This is a genomic window from Burkholderia sp. 22313, from assembly GCF_052045245.1.
Classification (GTDB): domain Bacteria; phylum Pseudomonadota; class Gammaproteobacteria; order Burkholderiales; family Burkholderiaceae; genus Burkholderia.
The window spans coordinates 1-19,677 of the sequence record NZ_JBQEON010000020.1 but is presented as its reverse complement, the minus strand read 5'-3'; the positions used below and the strand labels follow the sequence as shown (position 1 = coordinate 19,677).

General features: G+C 66.2%; 15 protein-coding genes and 1 tRNA gene. 10 read left to right on the top strand and 6 right to left on the bottom strand.

Going from position 1 to position 19,677, the window contains the following annotated elements:
* Positions 1-37 precede the first annotated feature (37 nt).
* The 6 genes from ACTJKF_RS17730 (at position 38) to ACTJKF_RS17705 (ending at position 9,837) form a co-directional block, all read left to right on the top strand.
* Positions 38-886: an ABC transporter permease gene (locus tag ACTJKF_RS17730; RefSeq protein ID WP_440624794.1), complete on the top strand. Its 849-nt coding sequence runs from the start codon at positions 38-40 to the stop codon at positions 884-886.
* A 76-nt stretch (positions 887-962) separates the two neighbouring features.
* Positions 963-2,330: a sensor histidine kinase gene (locus ACTJKF_RS17725; protein WP_440624793.1), complete on the top strand. Its 1,368-nt coding sequence runs from the start codon at positions 963-965 to the stop codon at positions 2,328-2,330.
* Between the two features lie 15 nt (positions 2,331-2,345).
* Positions 2,346-3,023, top strand: a complete 678-nt coding sequence (locus ACTJKF_RS17720) for a response regulator (protein WP_440624792.1) — start codon at positions 2,346-2,348, stop codon at positions 3,021-3,023.
* A gap of 282 nt (positions 3,024-3,305) precedes the next feature.
* Complete coding sequence (locus ACTJKF_RS17715; RefSeq protein ID WP_440624791.1) at positions 3,306-4,436, top strand: porin; 1,131 nt, start codon at positions 3,306-3,308, stop codon at positions 4,434-4,436.
* 359 nt (positions 4,437-4,795) lie between these two features.
* Positions 4,796-6,802, top strand: a complete 2,007-nt coding sequence (locus tag ACTJKF_RS17710; RefSeq protein WP_440624790.1) for a site-specific DNA-methyltransferase — start codon at positions 4,796-4,798, stop codon at positions 6,800-6,802.
* Positions 6,802-9,837, top strand: coding sequence for a type III restriction-modification system endonuclease (locus ACTJKF_RS17705; RefSeq protein ID WP_440624789.1), 3,036 nt, complete (start codon positions 6,802-6,804; stop codon positions 9,835-9,837). The genes ACTJKF_RS17710 and ACTJKF_RS17705 overlap by 1 nt, the downstream gene beginning before the upstream one ends.
* Positions 9,838-10,073: 236 nt before the next feature.
* Here ACTJKF_RS17705 and ACTJKF_RS17700 read toward each other — a convergent pair whose 3' ends face one another.
* From ACTJKF_RS17700 to egtB, 5 genes are all read right to left on the bottom strand, one after another.
* A complete protein-coding gene (locus tag ACTJKF_RS17700) occupies positions 10,074-10,451 on the bottom strand; it encodes a hypothetical protein (protein ID WP_440624788.1) in 378 nt (125 codons plus the stop codon).
* Positions 10,452-10,675: 224 nt separating this feature from the next.
* Positions 10,676-10,930, bottom strand: coding sequence for a hypothetical protein (locus ACTJKF_RS17695; protein WP_440624787.1), 255 nt, complete (start codon positions 10,928-10,930; stop codon positions 10,676-10,678).
* 56 nt (positions 10,931-10,986) lie between these two features.
* Entirely contained in the window at positions 10,987-11,286 is a 300-nt protein-coding gene (locus tag ACTJKF_RS17690) for a hypothetical protein (protein WP_440624786.1), read from the bottom strand.
* 272 nt (positions 11,287-11,558) lie between these two features.
* Complete coding sequence (gene egtD / locus ACTJKF_RS17685; protein ID WP_440624785.1) at positions 11,559-12,572, bottom strand: L-histidine N(alpha)-methyltransferase; 1,014 nt, start codon at positions 12,570-12,572, stop codon at positions 11,559-11,561.
* Positions 12,556-13,785 (bottom strand): ergothioneine biosynthesis protein EgtB, encoded by a 1,230-nt coding sequence (egtB, locus tag ACTJKF_RS17680; RefSeq protein ID WP_440624784.1) that lies wholly within the window; start codon positions 13,783-13,785, stop codon positions 12,556-12,558. Before egtB ends, egtD begins: the two co-directional genes overlap by 17 nt.
* A gap of 559 nt (positions 13,786-14,344) precedes the next feature.
* On the opposite strand from egtB, the gene ACTJKF_RS17675 reads away from it, so the two are divergent.
* Together ACTJKF_RS17675 and ACTJKF_RS17670 are read left to right on the top strand one after the other, a co-directional pair.
* Complete coding sequence (locus ACTJKF_RS17675; RefSeq protein ID WP_440624783.1) at positions 14,345-14,821, top strand: carboxymuconolactone decarboxylase family protein; 477 nt, start codon at positions 14,345-14,347, stop codon at positions 14,819-14,821.
* A complete protein-coding gene (locus ACTJKF_RS17670) occupies positions 14,821-15,702 on the top strand; it encodes a sigma-70 family RNA polymerase sigma factor (RefSeq protein ID WP_440624782.1) in 882 nt (293 codons plus the stop codon). Before ACTJKF_RS17675 ends, ACTJKF_RS17670 begins: the two co-directional genes overlap by 1 nt.
* 233 nt (positions 15,703-15,935) lie before the next feature.
* Here ACTJKF_RS17670 and ACTJKF_RS17665 read toward each other — a convergent pair.
* Positions 15,936-16,012 (bottom strand) — tRNA-Val (locus ACTJKF_RS17665).
* Between the two features lie 698 nt (positions 16,013-16,710).
* Between ACTJKF_RS17665 and ACTJKF_RS17660 the strand changes: the two genes are divergently transcribed.
* Both ACTJKF_RS17660 and ACTJKF_RS17655 read left to right on the top strand, forming a co-directional pair.
* Complete coding sequence (locus ACTJKF_RS17660) at positions 16,711-16,992, top strand: hypothetical protein (RefSeq protein WP_440624781.1); 282 nt, start codon at positions 16,711-16,713, stop codon at positions 16,990-16,992.
* A gap of 421 nt (positions 16,993-17,413) precedes the next feature.
* Positions 17,414-19,677: type VI secretion system Vgr family protein (locus ACTJKF_RS17655; protein ID WP_440624780.1), on the top strand; the 2,264-nt coding region annotated here is incomplete at its 3' end.

Genomic DNA, 19,677 nt, shown 5'->3' with positions numbered 1-19,677 from the left:
AATGGCAAGACACAGCAAGGACAGGAGCATGACCGACATGACGCTTCCCACTACCGCCCTTCCGGCGACGACGCTCGAGGACGACGAGCGCATCGCGCAACGCCGGCTGCGCCGCCGGCGCAACCTGATCGTCACGTTGCGGATCGCCGTGCTCGTCGTCGTGCTCGGCGGGTGGGAACTCGCCGCACGGCTGAAGTGGATCGATCCGTTCTTCTTCTCGATGCCGTCGCTGATCTTCGACCAGATCCAGGACTGGTTCGTGAACGGCACGTCGCAGGGCCCGCTGCTCACGCAGGTGTGGGTCACGCTCGAGGAAACCGCGATCGGCTTCCTGATCGGCTCGGTCGCCGGCGTGATCTGCGGGATCGTGCTCGGCCGCAACAAGCTGATGGCCGACGTGTTCGGCCTGTACATCCAGATCGCGAACTCGATTCCGCGTGTCGTGCTGGGCTCGGTGTTCGTGATCGCGCTCGGCCTCGGGATGGCGTCGAAGATCGCGCTGGCCGTCGTGATGGTGTTCTTCGTCGTGTTCGGCAACGCGTTCCAGGGCGTGCGCGAAGCCGACCGCTACCTGATCGCGAACGCGCAGATCCTCGGCGCATCGCGCCGGCAGATCACCACGTCCGTCGTGATTCCGTCCGCGCTGAGCTGGATTCTCGCGAGCCTGCACGTGAGCTTCGGTTTCGCGCTGGTCGGTGCGGTGGTCGGCGAATTCCTGGGTTCCAAGCAGGGCATCGGCCTGCTAATCTCCACCGCCCAGGGCGCGTTCAACGCGAGCGGCGTGTTCGCGGCGATGATCGTGCTGGCCGTGGTCGCGCTGGCCGCCGACTACCTGCTGACCTGGCTCGAGAAGCGCTTGCTGAAGTGGCGCCCCGCCGCTTTCTGAGCAGCGCACGCATCATCGGATGACACACCCCGACCGCGCCGGCCGCCCCGGCGCGGTTCGGCATTGAGGAGAAGGAATGGCGCACAGCCTGCGCGGGCGACTCCTGTGGTGGCTGCTGCTGCCGCTCGCGGCCTTCGTGCTGATCGCGGGCGCGATGTCGTACGACACCGCGCGGACCACGGCCGGGCTCGTGCAGGACAGCGCGCTCGTCGCGTCCGCGCGCACGATCGGCGAGGACGTCGAATGGCGCAACGGGCGGCCGGTCGCCGACGTGCCGCCGGCCGCGCTGGAGATCTTCGAATCGCCGTCTGGCGATTCGGTGTTCTACAAGGTGATCGACGGTCACGGCCAGCTGCTCGCCGGCACCCCGGCGCTCGACGTGCCGGCGCGGCATGGCATCGAGCCCACGCTGTACGACACGTCGCTCGACGCGGTGCGGCTGCGCGCGGTGGCCTACGATCGCCAGCTATACGACGAGGGGCAGATCGAGACGGTGACGGTGGTCGTCGCGAAGACGACGCGCTCGCACGACACGATGGTCGCGACGATCTGGCGGCCGCAGCTCGTGCGCCTGTCGTTGATGCTGGTGCTCGCCGTGGTGCTCGTCTATCTCGGCCTCACGCTCGAGCTGCGCCCGCTGATGAAGCTGAAGGACGACGTCGCCGACCGCGGGCCGATGGAGCTGGAGCCGATCCGGCCGGAGCGGCTCCAGCACGAATTGCGGCCGATCGTCGACGCGATCAACCAGTGCATCGCACGGCTGAACACGCACACGGCGACGCAACGCCGCTTCATCGCCGACGCCGCGCACCAGCTGCGCACGCCGATCGCGGTGCTCGACACGCAGATCCAGTACGCGCAGCAGCGCGGCAACGACGATCGTGATCTTGCGTCGGTGCTCGACAGCATGCAGCGCAGCAGCCGCAAGATGGCCGACGTGACCGACAAGCTGCTGCTGCTCGCGCATGCGGAAGCGACGCCGTCGACGCTGCTCACGCACCGCGTCGATCTCGCCGCCGTCGTATCGAGCGTGCTCGAGGAAACGATCGTGCTCGCGCAGCGGCGCGACATCGACCTCGGCGCCGATCTCGGTGAGCGGCTCGACGTCGCCGGCAACGACAGCCTGTTGGCCGCGCTGGTGATGAATCTCGTCGACAACGCGGTACGCTATACGCAGCCGGGCGGTTGCGTGACGGTCGCCGCGCGGCGCGACGGCGACGCGGTCGTGCTCGACGTGATCGACAACGGCCCCGGCATTCCGGCCGAAGCGCGGCCGCACGTGTTCAAGCGGTTCTACCGCGTGTCGTCCGACACCGAAGGCTCGGGCCTCGGGCTGGCGATCGTCCGCGAGATCGCGCAGGCGCACGGCGGGAACGCGTCGCTCGCGCCGGGGCCCGGCAATCGCGGTATCGTCGTGTCTGTGCGGCTGCCCGCCTACGATTGAAGAGATACTGCCGTCATGAAACTCCTGCTCGTTGAAGACAACGCCGAACTCGCGCACTGGATCGTGAACCTGCTGCGCGGCGAGGATTTCGCGGTCGATTGCGTCGGCGACGGCGAGCGCGCCGATACGGTGCTGAAGACCGAGCGTTACGACGCGGTGCTGCTCGACATGCGGCTGCCCGGCATCAGCGGCAAGGAAGTGCTCGCGCGGCTGCGGCGCCGCAACGACAACGTGCCGGTGCTGATGCTGACCGCGCACGGCTCGGTCGACGACAAGGTCGACTGCTTCGGCGCGGGCGCCGACGACTACGTGGTGAAACCGTTCGAATCGCGCGAACTGGTCGCGCGGATTCGCGCGCTGATCCGCCGGCAGGCCGGTGTCGGCACGACCCAGCTCGTGTGCGGTGATCTCGTCTACGCGTTCGGCACGCGCGAATTCCGTTGCGGCGACGCGATCCTTGCGATGCGCCGCCGCGAGCACGCGATTCTCGAGACGCTGATGCTGCAGCAGAACAAGACGGTATCGAAGGCGCGGCTGATGGACAGCGTGTTCGCGCTCGACGACGAACCGAGCGCCGATGCGATCGACATCTACATCCATCGGCTGCGCAAGCATCTGGCCGGCAGCACGGCCGAGATCATCACGCTGCGCGGGCTCGGCTACATCTTGCGCGCCAAGAGCGCACAGGAATAGCGGGCGTTGTTGCACCCATCCAACATCGATTCGTAGCACGAAACGTCGTTCAAATCTTCCAGAAGCCCGCCGGGCGGGCTTCCGCCGGCCTGCCTGATCCGCGATCATTGCGCGTTCGGTGTTTTCACCGATCCGATTCGTTCCTCCGGGAAAGCGGCGTGAAGGATTGCTCCCTCTATGATGTTATGCGTCGACCCTCTCGCTGTGGTCGGCAATATCCGGCATACATTTACGTACTGCCAACGAACAGATTTCAAATGCGGCAGCTCGGAGGAGACGATCTTGAAACGAAAAACCCTTGCCCTTTCCATCGCGGCGGCTGGCCTGTGCGCCGGCACCCAGGCGCATGCGCAGTCGAGCGTGCAGCTCTACGGCTTGATGGACCTGAGCTTTCCGACCTACCGGACCCACGCCGACGCGAACGGCAATCACGTGATCGGGATGGGCAACGAAGGCGAGCCGTGGTTCAGCGGCAGCCGCTGGGGCCTGAAAGGCGCTGAAGACATCGGCGGCGGCACGAAGATCATCTTCCGCCTCGAAAGCGAATACGTGGTCGCGAACGGCCAGATGGAAGACAACGGCCAGATCTTCGACCGCGACGCGTGGGTCGGCGTGCAGGACGACCGCTTCGGCAAGCTGACGGCCGGTTTCCAGAACACGATCGCGCGCGACGCGGCGGCGATCTACGGTGACCCGTACGGCTCCTCGAAGCTGAGGACCGAGGAAGGCGGCTGGACCAACTCGAACAACTTCAAGCAGATGATCTTCTACGCGGCCGGCCCGACCGGCACGCGCTACAACAACGGCATCGCGTGGAAGAAGCTGTTCAGCAACGGCATCTTCGCGAGCGCCGGCTACCAGTTCAGCAACTCGACGCAGTTCGCGACCGGTTCCGCGTACCAGGTCGCGCTCGGCTACAACGGCGGGCCGTTCGCCGTGTCGGGCTTCTACAACCACGTGAACCACGACGGCTTCACCAACCAGACGTTCTCGATCGGCGGCAACTACTCGTTCAGCATCGTCCGCCTGAATGCCGGCTACTTCCGCTACAACGGCGACCAGGGCTCGCTCGGCCAGCGTCACGACGATTCGTGGACGGTGTCGATGAAGATCGCACCGAAGGGCGCGCTCGACTACGAGCTCGGCTACCAGCAGATGCGCGTCAAGAATGCCGCGAACAACGCGGACGGCTTCACGCCGAATGCCAACCTCGGCGCGTTCAGCCTGACCAACGGCGTCGCCAACGGCTTCAAGGAGACGCTCTACGGGTCGGTGTTCTATCACCTGAGCAAGCGCACCGAGCTGTACCTGGCCGGCGACTACATGAAGCTGCACGGCGGTTACACGGTGTCGTCGACGTTCGGCGCGAAAAACCAGCTCGAACTGACCACGGGCATCCGTACGCGCTTCTGACCTCGGGACGGTCATCCGGGCGGGGCTGGTCGGCCCCGCCACATCCTCCATTCGGGATTCTCCATGCGGGCACGCCGGCGCACTGCGCCGACCGTGCCCTTTTTTTCGTCGTTTTCAGCCCTCGCGGGATGCCCCGGAAACGCCGGCCGGCGGATCCCGTGACAACCGGTCCGAAGCCGCTTGCGGCCCGTGGGGCGGGCGTTTCGCGGCCGTTGCGCGCACGATCGCCTCACATCGGTGCTTGACCTGCGCCGACCGACTCGCTAGCGTTTCGGGTTTGCCCGGGTGGCCATTGCCGCCGGAGCCGCGAGTGCGCCCGACGTCCTGGCGCACGCGGCCGGGTTCCGATGGAAAAAACGATGCAGAAACTCGATGCGGCGAGCCCGCAGGCGATGTCGACGGATTTCACCGCCGACAACGTCGCGCGCCTGAAGGCGCTGTTCCCCGAACTCGTGACCGAAGGCCCGGACGGCGCGTCGGTCGACGTCGACGTGCTGAAGGCGCTGGTCGGCGAACGCACCGTCGGCGACGCCGACGAGCGCTACGGCTTCCACTGGCACGGCAAGCGCAGCGCGCGCCAGGCCGCGCTCACGCCGTCGACGGGCACGCTGCGCCCGTGCCCCGGCGACAGCGTCGCATGGGACGACACGCGCCATCTCGTGATCGAGGGCGACAACCTCGACGTGATGAAGCTGCTGCACAAGAGTTACGCGGGCAAGGTGAAGCTCGTCTACATCGACCCGCCGTACAACACCGGCAGCGATTTCGTCTATCCGGACGACTTCAGCGACAGCATCCGCCACTACCTGTCGATGACGGGCCAGACCGACGGCGGCGTGAAGCGCAGCACCAACACCGAGGCGAACGGCCGGTTCCACACCGACTGGCTGAACATGATGTATCCGCGCCTGAAGCTCGCGCACGCGCTGCTGTCCGACGAAGGGCTGATCGCCGTGCACATCGACGAGCACGAAGTGCATGCGCTCGTGCTGATGCTGCGCGAGATCTTCGGCGAGGAGAACGAGCTCGGCGTCGCCGTGTGGGACAAGCGCAACCCGAAGGGCGATGCGCGCGGCGTCGCGTACCAGCACGAATCGCTGGTGCTGTTCGCGCGCAATGCCGAAACGCTGCTCGAACGGGCGCCGCTGAAGCGCCCGAAGCGCAACGCGCAGCGCATGCTCGACGCCGCGCACGACGCGGTGTACCGCAGCGGCAACCCGAAGGATGCGCAGAAGGCGTACCGCGCGTGGATGAAGGCGCAGACCAACCTGTCCGGCGGCGAGGTGATGTACGACCGGCTGTCGGCCGACGGGCGCGTGTACCGCCTCGTGTCGATGGCGTGGCCGAACAAGAAGAAGGCGCCGGACGAATATTTCACGCCGCTGATCCACCCGGTCACCGGCAAGCCGTGTGCGATGCCGGCGCGCGGCTGGCGCAACCCGCCCGCGACGATGCAGGCGCTGATCGAGCGCGGCCAGATCGAATTCGGCGCGGATGAAACCACGCAGCCGCAGCGGATCTACTACCTCGACGAGAACATGTACGAGAACGTGCCGTCGGTATTGCCGTTCGCCGGCTCCGACGACGCGCTGTTGAAGACGCTCGGCATCCCGTTCGACCTGCCGAAGCCGGTCGATTTCGCGGCGGCCGTGATCGGCTGGTGCACGCGCGGCGACGACATCGTGCTCGACTGCTTCGCGGGTTCCGGATCGACCGGCCATGCGGTGATGCAAGTGAACGCGACCGACGGCGGCGCGCGCCGCTACATCCTCGTGCAGCTGCCCGAGGCGCTCGACCGCCGCGACAAGACGCAGCTGGCGGCCGCCGATTTCTGCGCGAAGCTGAAGAAGCCGCTGACGCTCGCGGAAATCACCAAGGAGCGCCTGCGCCGCACCGCGCAGCAGGTCGCGCGCGACTATCCGGAAAGCTATGGCGACCTCGGTTTCCGCGTATACCGTCTCGACACGACCAATGTGATCGAGTGGGATCCGCGCCGCGACGACTTCGATCACGCGCTGTTCGCCTCCGTCGAACACGTGAAGACCGGCCGCAGCGAGGACGACCTGCTCGCCGAGCTGACGCTGAAGCTCGGCCTCGACCTGTGCACGCCGGTCGAGCATCACCCGGTGGCGGGCAAGACCGTGCACCTGATCGGCCGCTCGATCGTCGCGTGCTTCGATGCGCGTATCTCGCGCGACGACGCGGGCCCGCTCGCCGACGGCATCGTCGCGCTGCTCGATGCGACCGGCGCGACGCGCGACGTCACGTGCCTGTTCCGCGACAGCGGCTTCGTCGACGACGTCGCGAAGCTCAATCTCGCCGCGCTGCTCGAACAGCACGGCGTGAAGCGCGTGCGGAGCCTGTGATGCGGCTGCATTTCGAAGCGGATCTCGACTACCAGCGCGAGGCGATCGACGCCGTCTGCGACCTGTTTCGCGGCCAGGAATCGTATCGCGGCGATTTCAGCGTGCTCGCGAACGCGGCGCCCGGCACGACCGCCGCCGCGCAGGGCTCGCTCGGCTTCGCGGTGTCGGAGCAAGGTGTCGGCAACCGGCTGTCGCTGACCGACGACGCGCTCGCGCGCAACCTCGCCGACGTGCAGCTGCGCGGCGGGCTGCCGCCGTCCGGCCTGCCCGGCTCGCGCGACTTCACCGTCGAGATGGAGACCGGCACCGGCAAGACCTATGTGTACCTGCGCACGATCTTCGAGCTGAACCGCCGCTACGGCTTCACGAAGTTCGTGATCGTCGTGCCGTCGATCGCGATCAAGGAAGGCGTGCACAAGACGCTGTCGATCACCGAGGACCATTTCCGCGCGCTGTACGCGGGCGTGCCGTACGACTACTTCCTGTACGACTCCGCGAAGCTCGGCCAGGTGCGCCACTTCGCGGCGAGCGCGACGATCCAGATCATGGTGATGACGGTTGCCGCGATCAACAAGAAAGAGATCAACAACCTCTATAAAGACAGCGAGAAGACCGGTGGCGAGAAGCCGATCGACCTGATCCGCGCGACGCGGCCGATCGTGATCGTCGACGAGCCGCAGAGCGTCGACGGCGGGCTCGAGGGGCGCGGGCGCGAGGCGCTCGCCGCGATGGCGCCGCTCTGCACGCTGCGCTACTCGGCCACGCACGTCGACCGTCACCACATGGTGTACCGGCTCGACGCGGTCGACGCGTACGAGCGCAAGCTCGTCAAGCAGATCGAGATCGCGTCGGCGATCGTCGAGGATGCGCACAACAAGCCTTACGTGCGGCTCGTCGGCGTGTCGAACCGGCGCGGCGCGATCAGCGCGCGCGTCGAGCTCGACGTCGCGACCGCGGCGGGCGTGAAGCGCCAGCTCGTGACGGCGACCGACGGCGACGACCTCGAACGCCTGACCAGGCGCGCGCTGTATGCGGGGCTGCGGGTCGGCGAAGTCCATGCGCTGAAGGGCGCCGAGTACGTCGAGCTGCGCCATCCGGAAGGCGAGGCGTTCCTGTCGCTCGGCGAGGCGTTCGGCGACATCGACACGCTTGCCGTGCAGCGCGAGATGATCCGCCGCACGATCCGCGAGCATCTCGACAAGGAATTGCGCCTGGCCGAGCGCGGCGTGAAGGTGTTGTCGCTGTTCTTCGTCGATTCGGTCGAACGCTATCGCCGCTACGACGAGAACGGGATGCCGGTGAAGGGCGACTACGCGCTGATCTTCGAAGAAGAATATGCGCGTGCGGCGCGCGTGCCGGCCTACCGTGCGCTGTTCGACGGCGTGGACATCGCGCTCGAGGTCGAGCGCGCGCACAACGGCTACTTCTCGATCGACCGCAAGGGCGGCTGGACCGACACGAGCGAGAGCAGCGCCGCCGCCCGCGAGAACGCGGAGCGCGCGTACGGCCTCATCATGCGCGAGAAGGAAGCGCTGCTGTCGTTCGACACGCCGCTGAAGTTCATCTTCTCGCATTCGGCGCTGAAGGAAGGCTGGGACAACCCGAACGTATTCCAGATCTGCACGCTGCGCGACATCCAGACCGAACGCGAGCGCCGCCAGACGCTCGGCCGCGGGCTGCGCCTCGCCGTCGACCAGGACGGCGAGCGCGTGCGCGATCCGGGCGTGAACACGCTCACCGTGATCGCGACCGAGCGCTACGAGTCGTTCGCCGAGAACCTGCAGAAGGAAATCGAGGCCGACACGGGCATCCGCTTCGGGATCGTCGAGGAACACCAGTTCGCGGCGCTGCCGGTGCAGGAAGGCGACGGGCCCGCGCATGCGCTCGGCATCGAGCTGTCGCGTGTGCTGTGGACGCACCTGCACGAGCAGGGCTACGTCGACGCGCAAGGCAAGGTGCTCGACCGGCTGAAGGACGCACTGCGCCAGAGCGCGCTCGTGCTGCCCGCCGCGTTCGAGCCGCTCCGCGCGCCGATCGTCGCGACGCTGCGCAAGCTGTCGGGCCGCTTCGCGGTGCGCAATGCGGACGAGCGGCGCGCGATCGCGTTGCGGCGCGACGCATCAGGCAAGGCCGTCGTGTTCGGCGACGACTTCCGCGCGCTGTGGGACCGGATCCGCCATCGCACCGTGTACAGCGTCGAGTTCGACAACGCGAAGCTCGTGCGCGACTGCACGGCCGCGCTGCGCGACGCGCCGGACATCGCGCGTGCGCGGCTGCAGTGGCGCAAGGCCGAGATCGACATCGGCAAGGCCGGCATCGAGGCGGTCGAGGTCGCCGGCGCCGGCACGGTGCTGATCGACGAAGGCGAGCTGCCGCTGCCCGACCTGCTCACCGAACTGCAGGACCGCACGCAGCTCACGCGCCGCTCGCTCGCGACGATCCTGGCCGACAGCGGCCGGCTCGACGATTTCCGCGTGAATCCGCAGCAGTTCATCGCGCTGGCCGCCGATGCGATCAACCGCTGCAAGCGGCTCGCGCTGGTCGCGGGCATCGCGTACCGGAAGCTCGGCGAACGCCACGTGCATGCACTCGAATCGTTCGAGAGCGAGGCGCTGACCGGTTACCTGCGCAACCTGCGGCCCGATGCGCGCAAGTCGATCCACGAGGCCGTGGTGTGCGAGACCGACGCGGAGCGCGCGTTCGCCGACGCGCTGGAAGCGCATGACGGCGTGAAGCTGTACGCGAAGCTGCCCGCGTGGTTCCGCGTGCCGACGCCGCTCGGCAGCTATCACCCGGACTGGGCCGTGCTCGCGGAGCAGGATGGCGGCGAGCGGCTGTACTTCGTGGTCGATACGCCGAATGCCGATGGCGATGTGGCGAGCGAACACGAGCGCGCGAAGCTCGCGTGCGGCGAGGCCCATTTCCGTGCGCTGGTGGACGGTGGCGACGCGGCGCGGTTCGTGCGCGTCAGGCAGGCCGATGCGTTGTTCGAGCCGGTTGCATCCGTCGCGCCGCGGGCAGGCGCGGGACACTGAGGCGAAGGGCGGCGACGAGCCGCCCTTTTTTCATGAAGCGGTTGCGGCGTTCGCCTCGACGCAACGAATCCGTCTGTCATCCGCCTGAAAGCGATTCGTATCCTCCGCCGTCGCGCGCGTGGTTACGGGTGGTTGCAAATCAGGGTCGAGGCGATGCCGGCGCGCAACGCTGCCTTCGTCAGGCGGCATGAAAAAAGGGCGCCGAAGCGCCCTTCTTCCGCGTGCGTGGCCCGCGCTTACAGCGTGCGGCCGAACGCGTGGCGATGCGCGTGATGCGTGGACGTCGACGCATGCGCGGTATGGCCATGCGAGCGCCCGTGACCGCGGCCCGGCTGCGCGCCGGCACGGTCCGCGATCGTATCGGAGCGATCGGCCGCGCGCGCGAGGCCCTTGTCGCGGTCGCCCGCGTGCATGCTGTTGGAGTTACTCATCGCTTCGCCGCTCATGTGGCCGCCGGACATGCCGCCCGCGTTGCCGCCCATGCCACCCATGCCACCTGCACCATGGCCGCCGCCACCACCACCACCGTTGCCGCCGGCCGCTGCATTCGCGGAAACGGCACCGAGTGCGAGCAGCGCAGCTGCCAGCACGGACAGATATCGTTGAGTTTTCATTGTTTGCTCCCTGGAGCGCGTTCGAGTGACTGCATTCTAGGAACACGCGGCTTTCGTGCGATCCGGCGTTGTAAATGATCGTAACGGTGCGCGCGGCGCGCATTCGTCAGATCATTGAGCCCCGGGCCTCGGCTGCCGGCGCGAACTGCGCGGCCGGCCGTCATCAAACAAGGAAGATGAAAGGTGGAGACGGCGCCATTGCGCCGCTCCGCCCGCAGGTGCGCTTACTGCGCCGGCTGCATGCCTTGCGCGGCGGCCTTGCGTTGCGCGGCCAGCTCCTGCTCGTGCTTCTTCGCCATGTGGTGGCCGACGATACAGCCGCCGACCGCGCCGACCACGGCGTGATGTCCCGCGTAGTGGCCGGCGACGCCGCCCACCACCGCGCCCTTCATGCAGCCTGCCGCGTGTGCGCTGCCGATCGTCGCGAGCGCAACGACGGCTGCGGTCGCGCACAGTCTGATGTGCCGAATGGACTTCATGTGATCACTCTCCTCTTGTCGTCGTGATCAGTGTACGCGTGAAGCGCTCGCCGAACTCAGTCCCAGCGGCCGCGCCAGCCACCGTCGCGGTCGCCGCGCTCGCGCCATTCGTGCTCGCGCCATTCACGGCGGCGCCACTCGTGTTCGCGCCATTGACGCGCACGCCAGTCGTCATCGCGATAGCCGACCGGCGCGTACATCACCGGCGGAGGCGGCGCAACGTAGACGGGCTCCGGCGCCGCGTAGACACCCGGTACACCGATCCCGACCGACAGGTCGACGTGGGCCGACGCGACGCCCGAAGCTGCCAGCGCCGCTACACCGAGAACTGCACCGAGAATAAGTTTCTTGCTCATCTCGCGACTCCCTGCACGTGTCGTGCGTCATGTGAATACGGTTCGGAGTCTAGACACCGTACGCAGACACAGGTGAAACCGGTCTGCGAGACCGGTAACGGACGTTTACGGGTGAGCGCAAAACCTTGCGGGGCAAGGGTGACGAGCGATTCGACGCGACGTTGCAACGGCGCATCGAACCGATAAGGGCGGGAATTCTTGCCGGGAACCGGACCGGCGACGCGTGCAGGACGCGAGCCGCCCGCACCTCGCGCGAGCGGCTCGCAACGGCATTACGCGCGGATATCGTCGACGCTGCGCAGCCAGTGCACGCTGAACAGGCTGTCCGCATCGGTCCACACGGTGTCGGGCTCGAAGCCCGCTCGCCGCGCGATCGCATGGAAGCCGTCGATCGTGAACTTGTGCGAGTTCTCCGTGTGGATGCGCTCGCCGGCGTCGAAGCGGAACGCATGGCCGCGCACGTGCACCGTCTGCGCGATATCGCTGACGAGATGCATCTCGATGCGCTGCCGCTCCGGATCGTAGAACGCGCAATGCGAGAACGCGTCGAGATCGAAGTCCGCGCCGAGCTCCGCGTTCGCGCGGGCCAGCAGGTTCAGGTTGAACTGCGCGGTCACGCCCTGTGCGTCGTTGTACGCGCGATGCAGCGTGCGCTCGTCCTTCACCAGATCCGCGCCGACCAGCAGGCCGCCGCCGCGCAACAGCCGTGCGGCATCGCGCAGGAACGCATCGGCTTCCGCCGGCGAGAAGTTGCCGATCGTCGAGCCGGGAAAGAAGCCGATGCGCCGGCGCGGCGTCTCGGTCAGCCCGGCCAGTTGCTCCGCCTTCGTGTAGTCGGCCGCGATCGGCGCGACGTCGAGCCACGGATACGCGGCACGCAGCCGCGCGGCCGCACCGTGCAGGTAGTCGGCCGAGATGTCGATCGGCACATAGCGCGCCGGCGCGTTCGCGTAGTTGTCCGCGCATGCGTCGAGCAGCACGCGGATCTTCTCGAGCGAGCCCGCGCCGAACTCGACGATGTCCGCATGCGGGCCGACACGCCGCACGATCTCGGCCGCGCGATCGCGCAGGATGCCGAGCTCGGTGCGCGTCGGGTAGTACTCGGGCAGTTCGCAGATGCGGTCGAACAGCGCGGAGCCGGCCGCATCGTAGAAGTATTTCGGCGAGATGCTGCGCGGCGTGCGCGACAGTCCGTCGATCAGGTCGCGCTCGAACGCGCTCGGCCGCGAATCGCGGGCGGGTTGCAGGCCACCGCTCGTGGCCGTCAGGTCAGACGTCTCGCGCAAGTCGCACTCCCGTGAATTGCCAGCGCGCGGCCGGCGGAAAGAAATTGCGGTAAGTCGGCCGTTCGTGCCCCGGCGGCGTCGCGATGCTGCTGCCGCGCAAGACCTGCTGGCCGACCATGAACTTGCCGTTGTATTCGGCAGCGACCCCGGCGAGCGGCCGAAAACCCGGATACGGCTCGTAGGACGAACGCGTCCACTGCCACACGTGCCCGAGCATCTGCGTGATGCCAGCCGCGCCGAACGCGGCTTCCCATTCGAATTCGGTCGGCAGCCGCGCGCCGGCCCATTCCGCATACGCGGCCGCTTCGTAGAAGCTCACGTGGCACACCGGCGCATCGGGCGCGAGCGGTTCCACGCCGTGCAGCCCGAACGTGCGCCATTCGCGTACGGCTCGTGCATCGCCATCGTCGCCGGGAACCCAGTACGCGGGGCCCAGCCACCCTTCCCGCTGCACCGTCGCCCAGCCGTCGGACAACCAGTATTCCGGGCGCTGGTAGCCGCCGTCCGCGACGAACGCCGCGAATTCCGCATTCGTCACCAGACGGTTCGCGATCTCGCATGGACGCACAAGCGCCGTATGGCGCGGCCGTTCGTTGTCGAACGAGAACGCGTCGCCGCCGTGACCGATCTCGACGAGCCCGCCCGGTTGACGCAACCACCGCAACGGGCCGGCATCGCCCGCGGCCAGTGCGGTGCGCGTGTCGGCATCGGTGCGCGGCCGGAACGCCGGCTTCAGCGGATTGCACGAGAACGCATGCAGCATGTCCGTGACGATCAATTCCTGATGCTGCTGCTCGTGATGCAGGCCGAGCTCGATCTCGGGCGCGAGCGCGGCGAGCAACGCCGGATCGGCAACCGCGAGCGCGCGCTGCATCGCTTCGTCGACGTACGACCGGTACGCATGCACCTCATCGAGCGACGGACGCGTGAGCAGCCCGCGTTGCGGCCGCGGATGGCGCGGGCCGAGCGCTTCGTAATAGGAATTGAAGAGGAACTGGAATGCGTCGTCGAACGGCGCGTAGCCGGGCACGCGGCGCATCAGCACGACGGTTTCGAAGAACCAGGTCGTATGCGCGAGATGCCATTTCACCGGACTCGCGTCGGGCATCGACTGCACGGCCTGGTCTTCGGCGGACAGCGTCGCGGTCAATGCGACGCTATGGGCGCGCACGTCCTGGTAACGGCGCTGAAGCTGGGATGCAAGGAGGCTCATCGGTTTACCGTCCACGTCGCGATTCGCTGCGTTGCGTTGCCGGAAAAAGGAAAGTCTTGCGCTCGGATGCGCGCGGCTGACGTGCGACCTTCGTTGCTGCGTCGTCGGGCAGCCGGCGCGCGCGCCGGGCCGCTGATGCGGCGTCACTTCATCTGCCCGTGCAGAACAGTATGGGCCAGAAATGTGAACGTCGCGAATCGGATTTCGGGCGAAACGAAAACGAAATGAAAATGAAAGCATCCGCCGGGCGAGCGTCGGCGGCGCGACGAACCGTCGATGCCTGTCATGGCGGGGCCCGGCGGACGGGTGCAATGCGTGTGCCTGGGCGCCCGCACTGCTGACGCCCGATGACAGCCGCACCGCGTCGATGAAAGGTCGATGGCGCGGGCTCGGCGGAAGAACAGCGTCAAGCGCCGATATCGGCGCCACTCCGCGCGCGGGTCTCGCGGGGCATGGGCACCACGCTTCGCCTTCTTTGAAAAATTTTTCGCGTCGATGTCACACGCGCGGGGTGCTCGCTCGTCATGTCAGCGGAACCCACACGAAAGGAGAAGGAACCATGACTGCGAAACTCAATCCGTTTGCCGCCGCCCCCGCGCTGATGAAGAACTGGATGGCCGTCTCGGTCGCCGCTGCCGGGAGCCTCGAGCCGACGCTGATCGAGCTGGTCAAGATCCGCGCATCGCAGATCAACGCGTGCGCGAACTGCCTTAACATGCACACCGTCGAGGCACGCGAGCAAGGCGAGACCGAGCAGCGTATCAACCTGCTGGCCGCCTGGCGCGAAGCGCCCTGCTACACCGATCGCGAACGCGCGGCGCTCGGCTGGACCGACGCGCTCACGCGACTGTCGGAGGGCCACGGCGCGCACGCAGCCGCGTATGCGGCGCTGAACGACCACTTCAGCCAGGAGGAACAGGTGAAACTCACGGTGATGATCAACGTGATCAACGGCTGGAACCGGCTTGCCGTCGGCTTCGGGCTGTGGATCGATCCGGCCGACGCGAAGGCCGCCGCCGCGAAGATGGTGGCCTGATGCCGAACCTCGACCCGGCCAACGGCAGCGCCGAAGAACGGGCCGATGCGGCCGCGAGCTTCGACCCGCTGCGCCGCACGCTGATCCGCGTCGCGTACCGGATGCTCGGTTCCGTCGCGGACGCCGAGGACATGGTGCAGGAGGCGTTCATCCGCTGGATGGACGTCGATCGCACCGAGGTGCGCGTGCCCGAGGCGTTCCTGCGCCGCATGGTGATGCGCATGTGCCTCGATCAGCTGAAGTCCGCGCGGCACCAGCGCGAGACCTATATCGGCCCGTGGCTACCCGAGCCGGTCGTCGAGGAAGATGAGCAGGAAGACGTCACGCTGCCGCTGCTGCTCGCGCTCGAACGGCTGTCGCCGCTGGAGCGCGCCGCGTTCCTGCTGCACGACGTGTTCGGCCTCGAGTTCGACGAGATCGCGACGACGATCCAGCGCGACCCGGCCGCCTGCCGGCAGCTCGCCGCGCGGGCGCGCACGCATGTGCGCGAGGCACGGCCGCGGTTTCATGTCGAGAAGCAGCGCGGGATCGAGCTGGCCGAGGCGTTCTTCGCGGCGTCACGCAGCGGCGACATGCGCGCGCTCGGCGCGATGCTCGCCGAGGACGTGAGCCTGCACGCGGACGGCGGCGGCAAGCGCACGGCCGCGGGCAAGCCGGTGTTCGGCTTCGAGCGCGTGATGAAGGTGCACGAGCACCTGGCCGAGCTGTTTGCCACGCATGCGTCGAAGCTCGTGCGTGCGGGGTTCATCAACGGGTTGCCGGGGTTCGTCACGCAGGAAGCCGATGGCGAGCTGCAGACCACGGCGCTCGAGATCGAGGACGGGAAGGTCGTCGCGATCTATGTCGTGCGGAATCCTGACAAGTTGAAGCATCTACATTAACGGTGGCCGGTGGGCGCCTTGCGCCCGCTTACCCTGCTCTGCGCCCTGCCTTGCCGATGGCCGGCTGCTTGCCGCTTGCTGCGCGTGGGCCGCACGATGCATCGGCACGGGCACACGCGGTTTCGGCCGCAAAAAGAAAAACGCCACGCGATGTTGCCGCGTGGCGTTTGTATGTTTGGCGAGCCGGATTGCCTGTAGGCAATGCGTGCTGCCAGACCCCTTCTTTTGTTCGTTGGTAGGCTCGATTGGATTCGAACCAACGACCCCCACCATGTCAAGGTGGTGCTCTAACCAACTGAGCTACGAGCCTAAGAAGCCGCGAATTATAGAGAGGGTTTTTGAGGAGCACAAGCCCCTTCGTGAAAATTTTTTGAATCGGGGGCGTGGACGCTGACGATCGATGTTGCCTGGCGATGCCGGAGGCGCTGGCTTCACCCCGTCGCATCACAGCAAAACGTGTCGTTGCGCTGTGAGGTTATCCACATTGCCCTCTGGATAACCGTCCTGCAAGCCTCTGGATTCACAGTGGAACGATTGAGGATATGTCGGCGCGGCCGTGAATCGGCGAAAAGTTGTTCTGTGCTGCACAGAGTTTTGCGTGTGCATCGCGCGTGGTTGTGCATTCCGTTTTACTCTGAAAAATCATGGCGTTATGGAGGTTATCCACTGTGAAGCGGCGTGCTTGTTAACTATCACTACGTATATATACAAACTCTGTAAACACCTTGGGATAAGCACAGTCCGCCGACTGTGATCCCGGCGGGATATGCACTGCGTGCGGCGATCAGAGTGAGCGAAGCGGCAGCCTGTGATGTCAGGGGTCGATCGGTGAACGGTCTGGTCTGTAGAATCGCGGCATTCACGATTCGTGAGTGGCCGACACGACATTGGCGACGCAAGCATCACAGGATCAAAGCTCGGTCGGGCGATCGAGAAGTCGTCGGTAGCTGATCATGGTGAGCGGCGTGACCAACGATGACGTGCCTGCTTGAACCGGAGGAAGCGATCATGGCCTTCATGCAACCCGCACCGTTGTGTGCCGACCTCCACGCCATCGTTCACCGGGAACTGAAGCTCGGCAATGCGCTGCCGGAGCAACCGGTCCGCGCCGACTGGCCGACGAAAGGCGGTGTATTCGCGGCGCTGCGTGACGATCTTCATCTGCACGGACTCACCTTGCCGACGTATATTCGGCACTCGGTCTGCACCGATCCGCATTACGGATGGCACGACGAGTGTTTTTGCGAGCGGCACGGGCATTTGCTGGTGGCAGGGCGGACGAAGCGCTGACGCGCACGCAGGAACGACAGATCATGCGGGCGTTGCAACGGATGTGGACGATCGGCGCAAACCCGATCGAAAACGCTGTGGTGCACTCGCGGCCCGTGTACGGAACGCGTTTTACGATACGTGCCGACCCGACACATTCAGTTATTGGAGTTGCACGTCATGTTGCCCGGTGATCAAGCCCGGTGAGAACGTGCCTCGCGACGGCATCCGGGAATCCGTTCCCGTCGAGCGATCGATCTCGAGGCAACCCCGATACCTCGGGCGTTCGATAGAGTATGAGCGCCGCCACGGCACCAATTTCAAGATTCTCAACGTTCCAGCCAACGATGATTAACAGTCGAGCCCTGATAACCCGGTAAAATCCCGCGCGATAGCGTGACAGACACCATCCGAGGGTGCTGAAATAAAAAAGGGCCTAATCATGAACATGCCGGACATCGGCGCCGCGATTCGCGGTGGCTTGCTTCAGCAGGACCGTTTGCTCAAGTTGGATACGCCGCTTGGCGCCAACGCACTCACCGTACAGCGCGCCGTGGGCCGATCGCGGATCGGCCGGGACTATTCCTTCACGCTCGATGTGATTTCGAGCGACGACGGCCTCGAGCTCAAGAAACTGATCGCGCAGCCCGCGACGATCTGGATTCAGCAGGCGGACAATGCCTACCGGCCGATCAGTGGCTACGTGTACACCGCACGTCGACTTGGTGCGAATGGCAGCCTGACGACCTACCAGCTGGAACTGCACGCGTGGATGCACGTGCTCCGGTTTCGCCGGGACGAGAAGATCTGGATCGACCAGAACGCGGAGGACATCATCGCTGACGTGCTGGGCACGCATCCGGAGGCACGCGGGAGGTTTCGCTTTGCCTTGTCGCAGCCTTTGCCGAACCGATCGTTCACGCGACAGAGCGAAACGGACTGGAACTTCGTGCACCGGTTGATGGAAGACGAGGGGCTCTACTGCGCGTGGCAGCAGGCCGATGATGGCAAGTCGCATACCCTCCTGATCACTGACAACCTGCAGGCGTTCGCGCCGCTGTCTCCCGAAACCGTGCGCTTCTACCGCGGCGGTGCGTCGGGTGAAGCCGATGCGTTCACGCAATGGTCAGGCACGCGCACACTGCAGAGTGTGACCCTGACGACACGTACGTTCGATTACAAGAATCCGGCGCAGTCGGCTAACCCGAAGGGTACGTCGCTGCCGACAATGGGTGGCCAGGGGGCATTGCCGGACCAACTCGAGGTGTACGAGTACACCGGGGGCTACACGTACCTCGACCAGTCGCGTGGCGACCACCTGTCGAAGATCCGGATGGAGGGATGGGAGTCTCAGGCGAAGCGTTTCTTCGGGTCGGGCGGTGTGCGCGGCATCGATGCGGGCCGGCGTTTTACGCTTGCCGATCATCCCGAGCACGATCGCGATTCCGCCGAGCAGCGCGAGTTTGCCGCGATCGAAGTCGCATGGTGGATCGAGAACAACCTGCCGGTGCCCAGCGCCGATTCCGACTTCCCGCATAGCCTGGCGCGCGTGCTGGACCGGACACGCGCTCGATACGAAAACACGCCTGGACTGCAGGTACCGCATGACGACGGCTCGAGCGGCTTCTATCTTGTCGAAGTCGAGGCGCAGCGCGCCAGCGTGCCGTATCGCAGCCCGTTCGAACACGAGAAGCCAGCGATGCACCTCGAGACGGCGCTCGTCGTCGGGCCGCAGGGCGAGGAAGTCTATACGGATGAGTTGAACCGGATCCGCGTGCAGTTCGTGTGGGACCGCCTGAACCCGGGCAACGAGAATGCGTCGTGCTGGGTGCGCGTCGTGCAGTCGGATACCGGTGGCGGCTACGGTGGCGTGCATGTGCCGCGGATCGGCGAGGAAGTGCTGATCGATTATGTCGGCGGCGATTGCGACCGGCCGTTGGCGGTCGGGCGCGTGTACAACGGCGCGAACCAGCCGCAGTGGCATAGCGACGGGATTCTGTCCGGGTATCGATCGAAGGAGTATTCGGGCAGCGGCTACAACCATCTCGTGATGGACGACGCGACCGGGCAGAACCGGGTGCAGCTGATGAGCAGCAGCGGGAACAGCCTGCTGCATCTCGGTTACCTCATCGACCAGAACGGCAATTCGCGTGGGTCGTATCTGGGCAGTGGTTTCGATCTGCGCTCGGATGCGTATGGCGCGGTGCGGGCGAGTCAGGGCCTGTACGTCACGACTCATCCGAAAGCGCCGAACAGCCAGCCGCTCGACGTGAAGGAAGCGCAGCAGCAGCTCGTGACGGGCGAGAGCCTGGTTGAGGCGATGTCGGGTGCCAGCGAGCAGCATCAGGCGGAAAGCCTCAAGGACGCACACGACACGATGCGCGCGTTCACCGACGCGACGCAGGACAGTGCGTCGGGCAGCGCGTCCGGCGGGCGCACGGCAGGCGGCGGCACGGGCAGCGCGAATGCGTTCAAGGAACCGGTGATGCTGTTCGGCAGCCCGTCGGGGATCGGGATGTCGACGCAGCAGTCGCTGCACATGGTCGCGAACGATCACGTGAATATTGCGAGCGGGCAGAGCGTGCATGTCGCGGCGGGCAAGTCGCTGATCGGCAGCATCGGGCAGAAGCTGAGCCTGTTCGTGCAGAACGCGGGGATGAAGCTGTTCGCGGGCAAGGGCAAGGTCGAGATCCAGGCGCAGTCGGA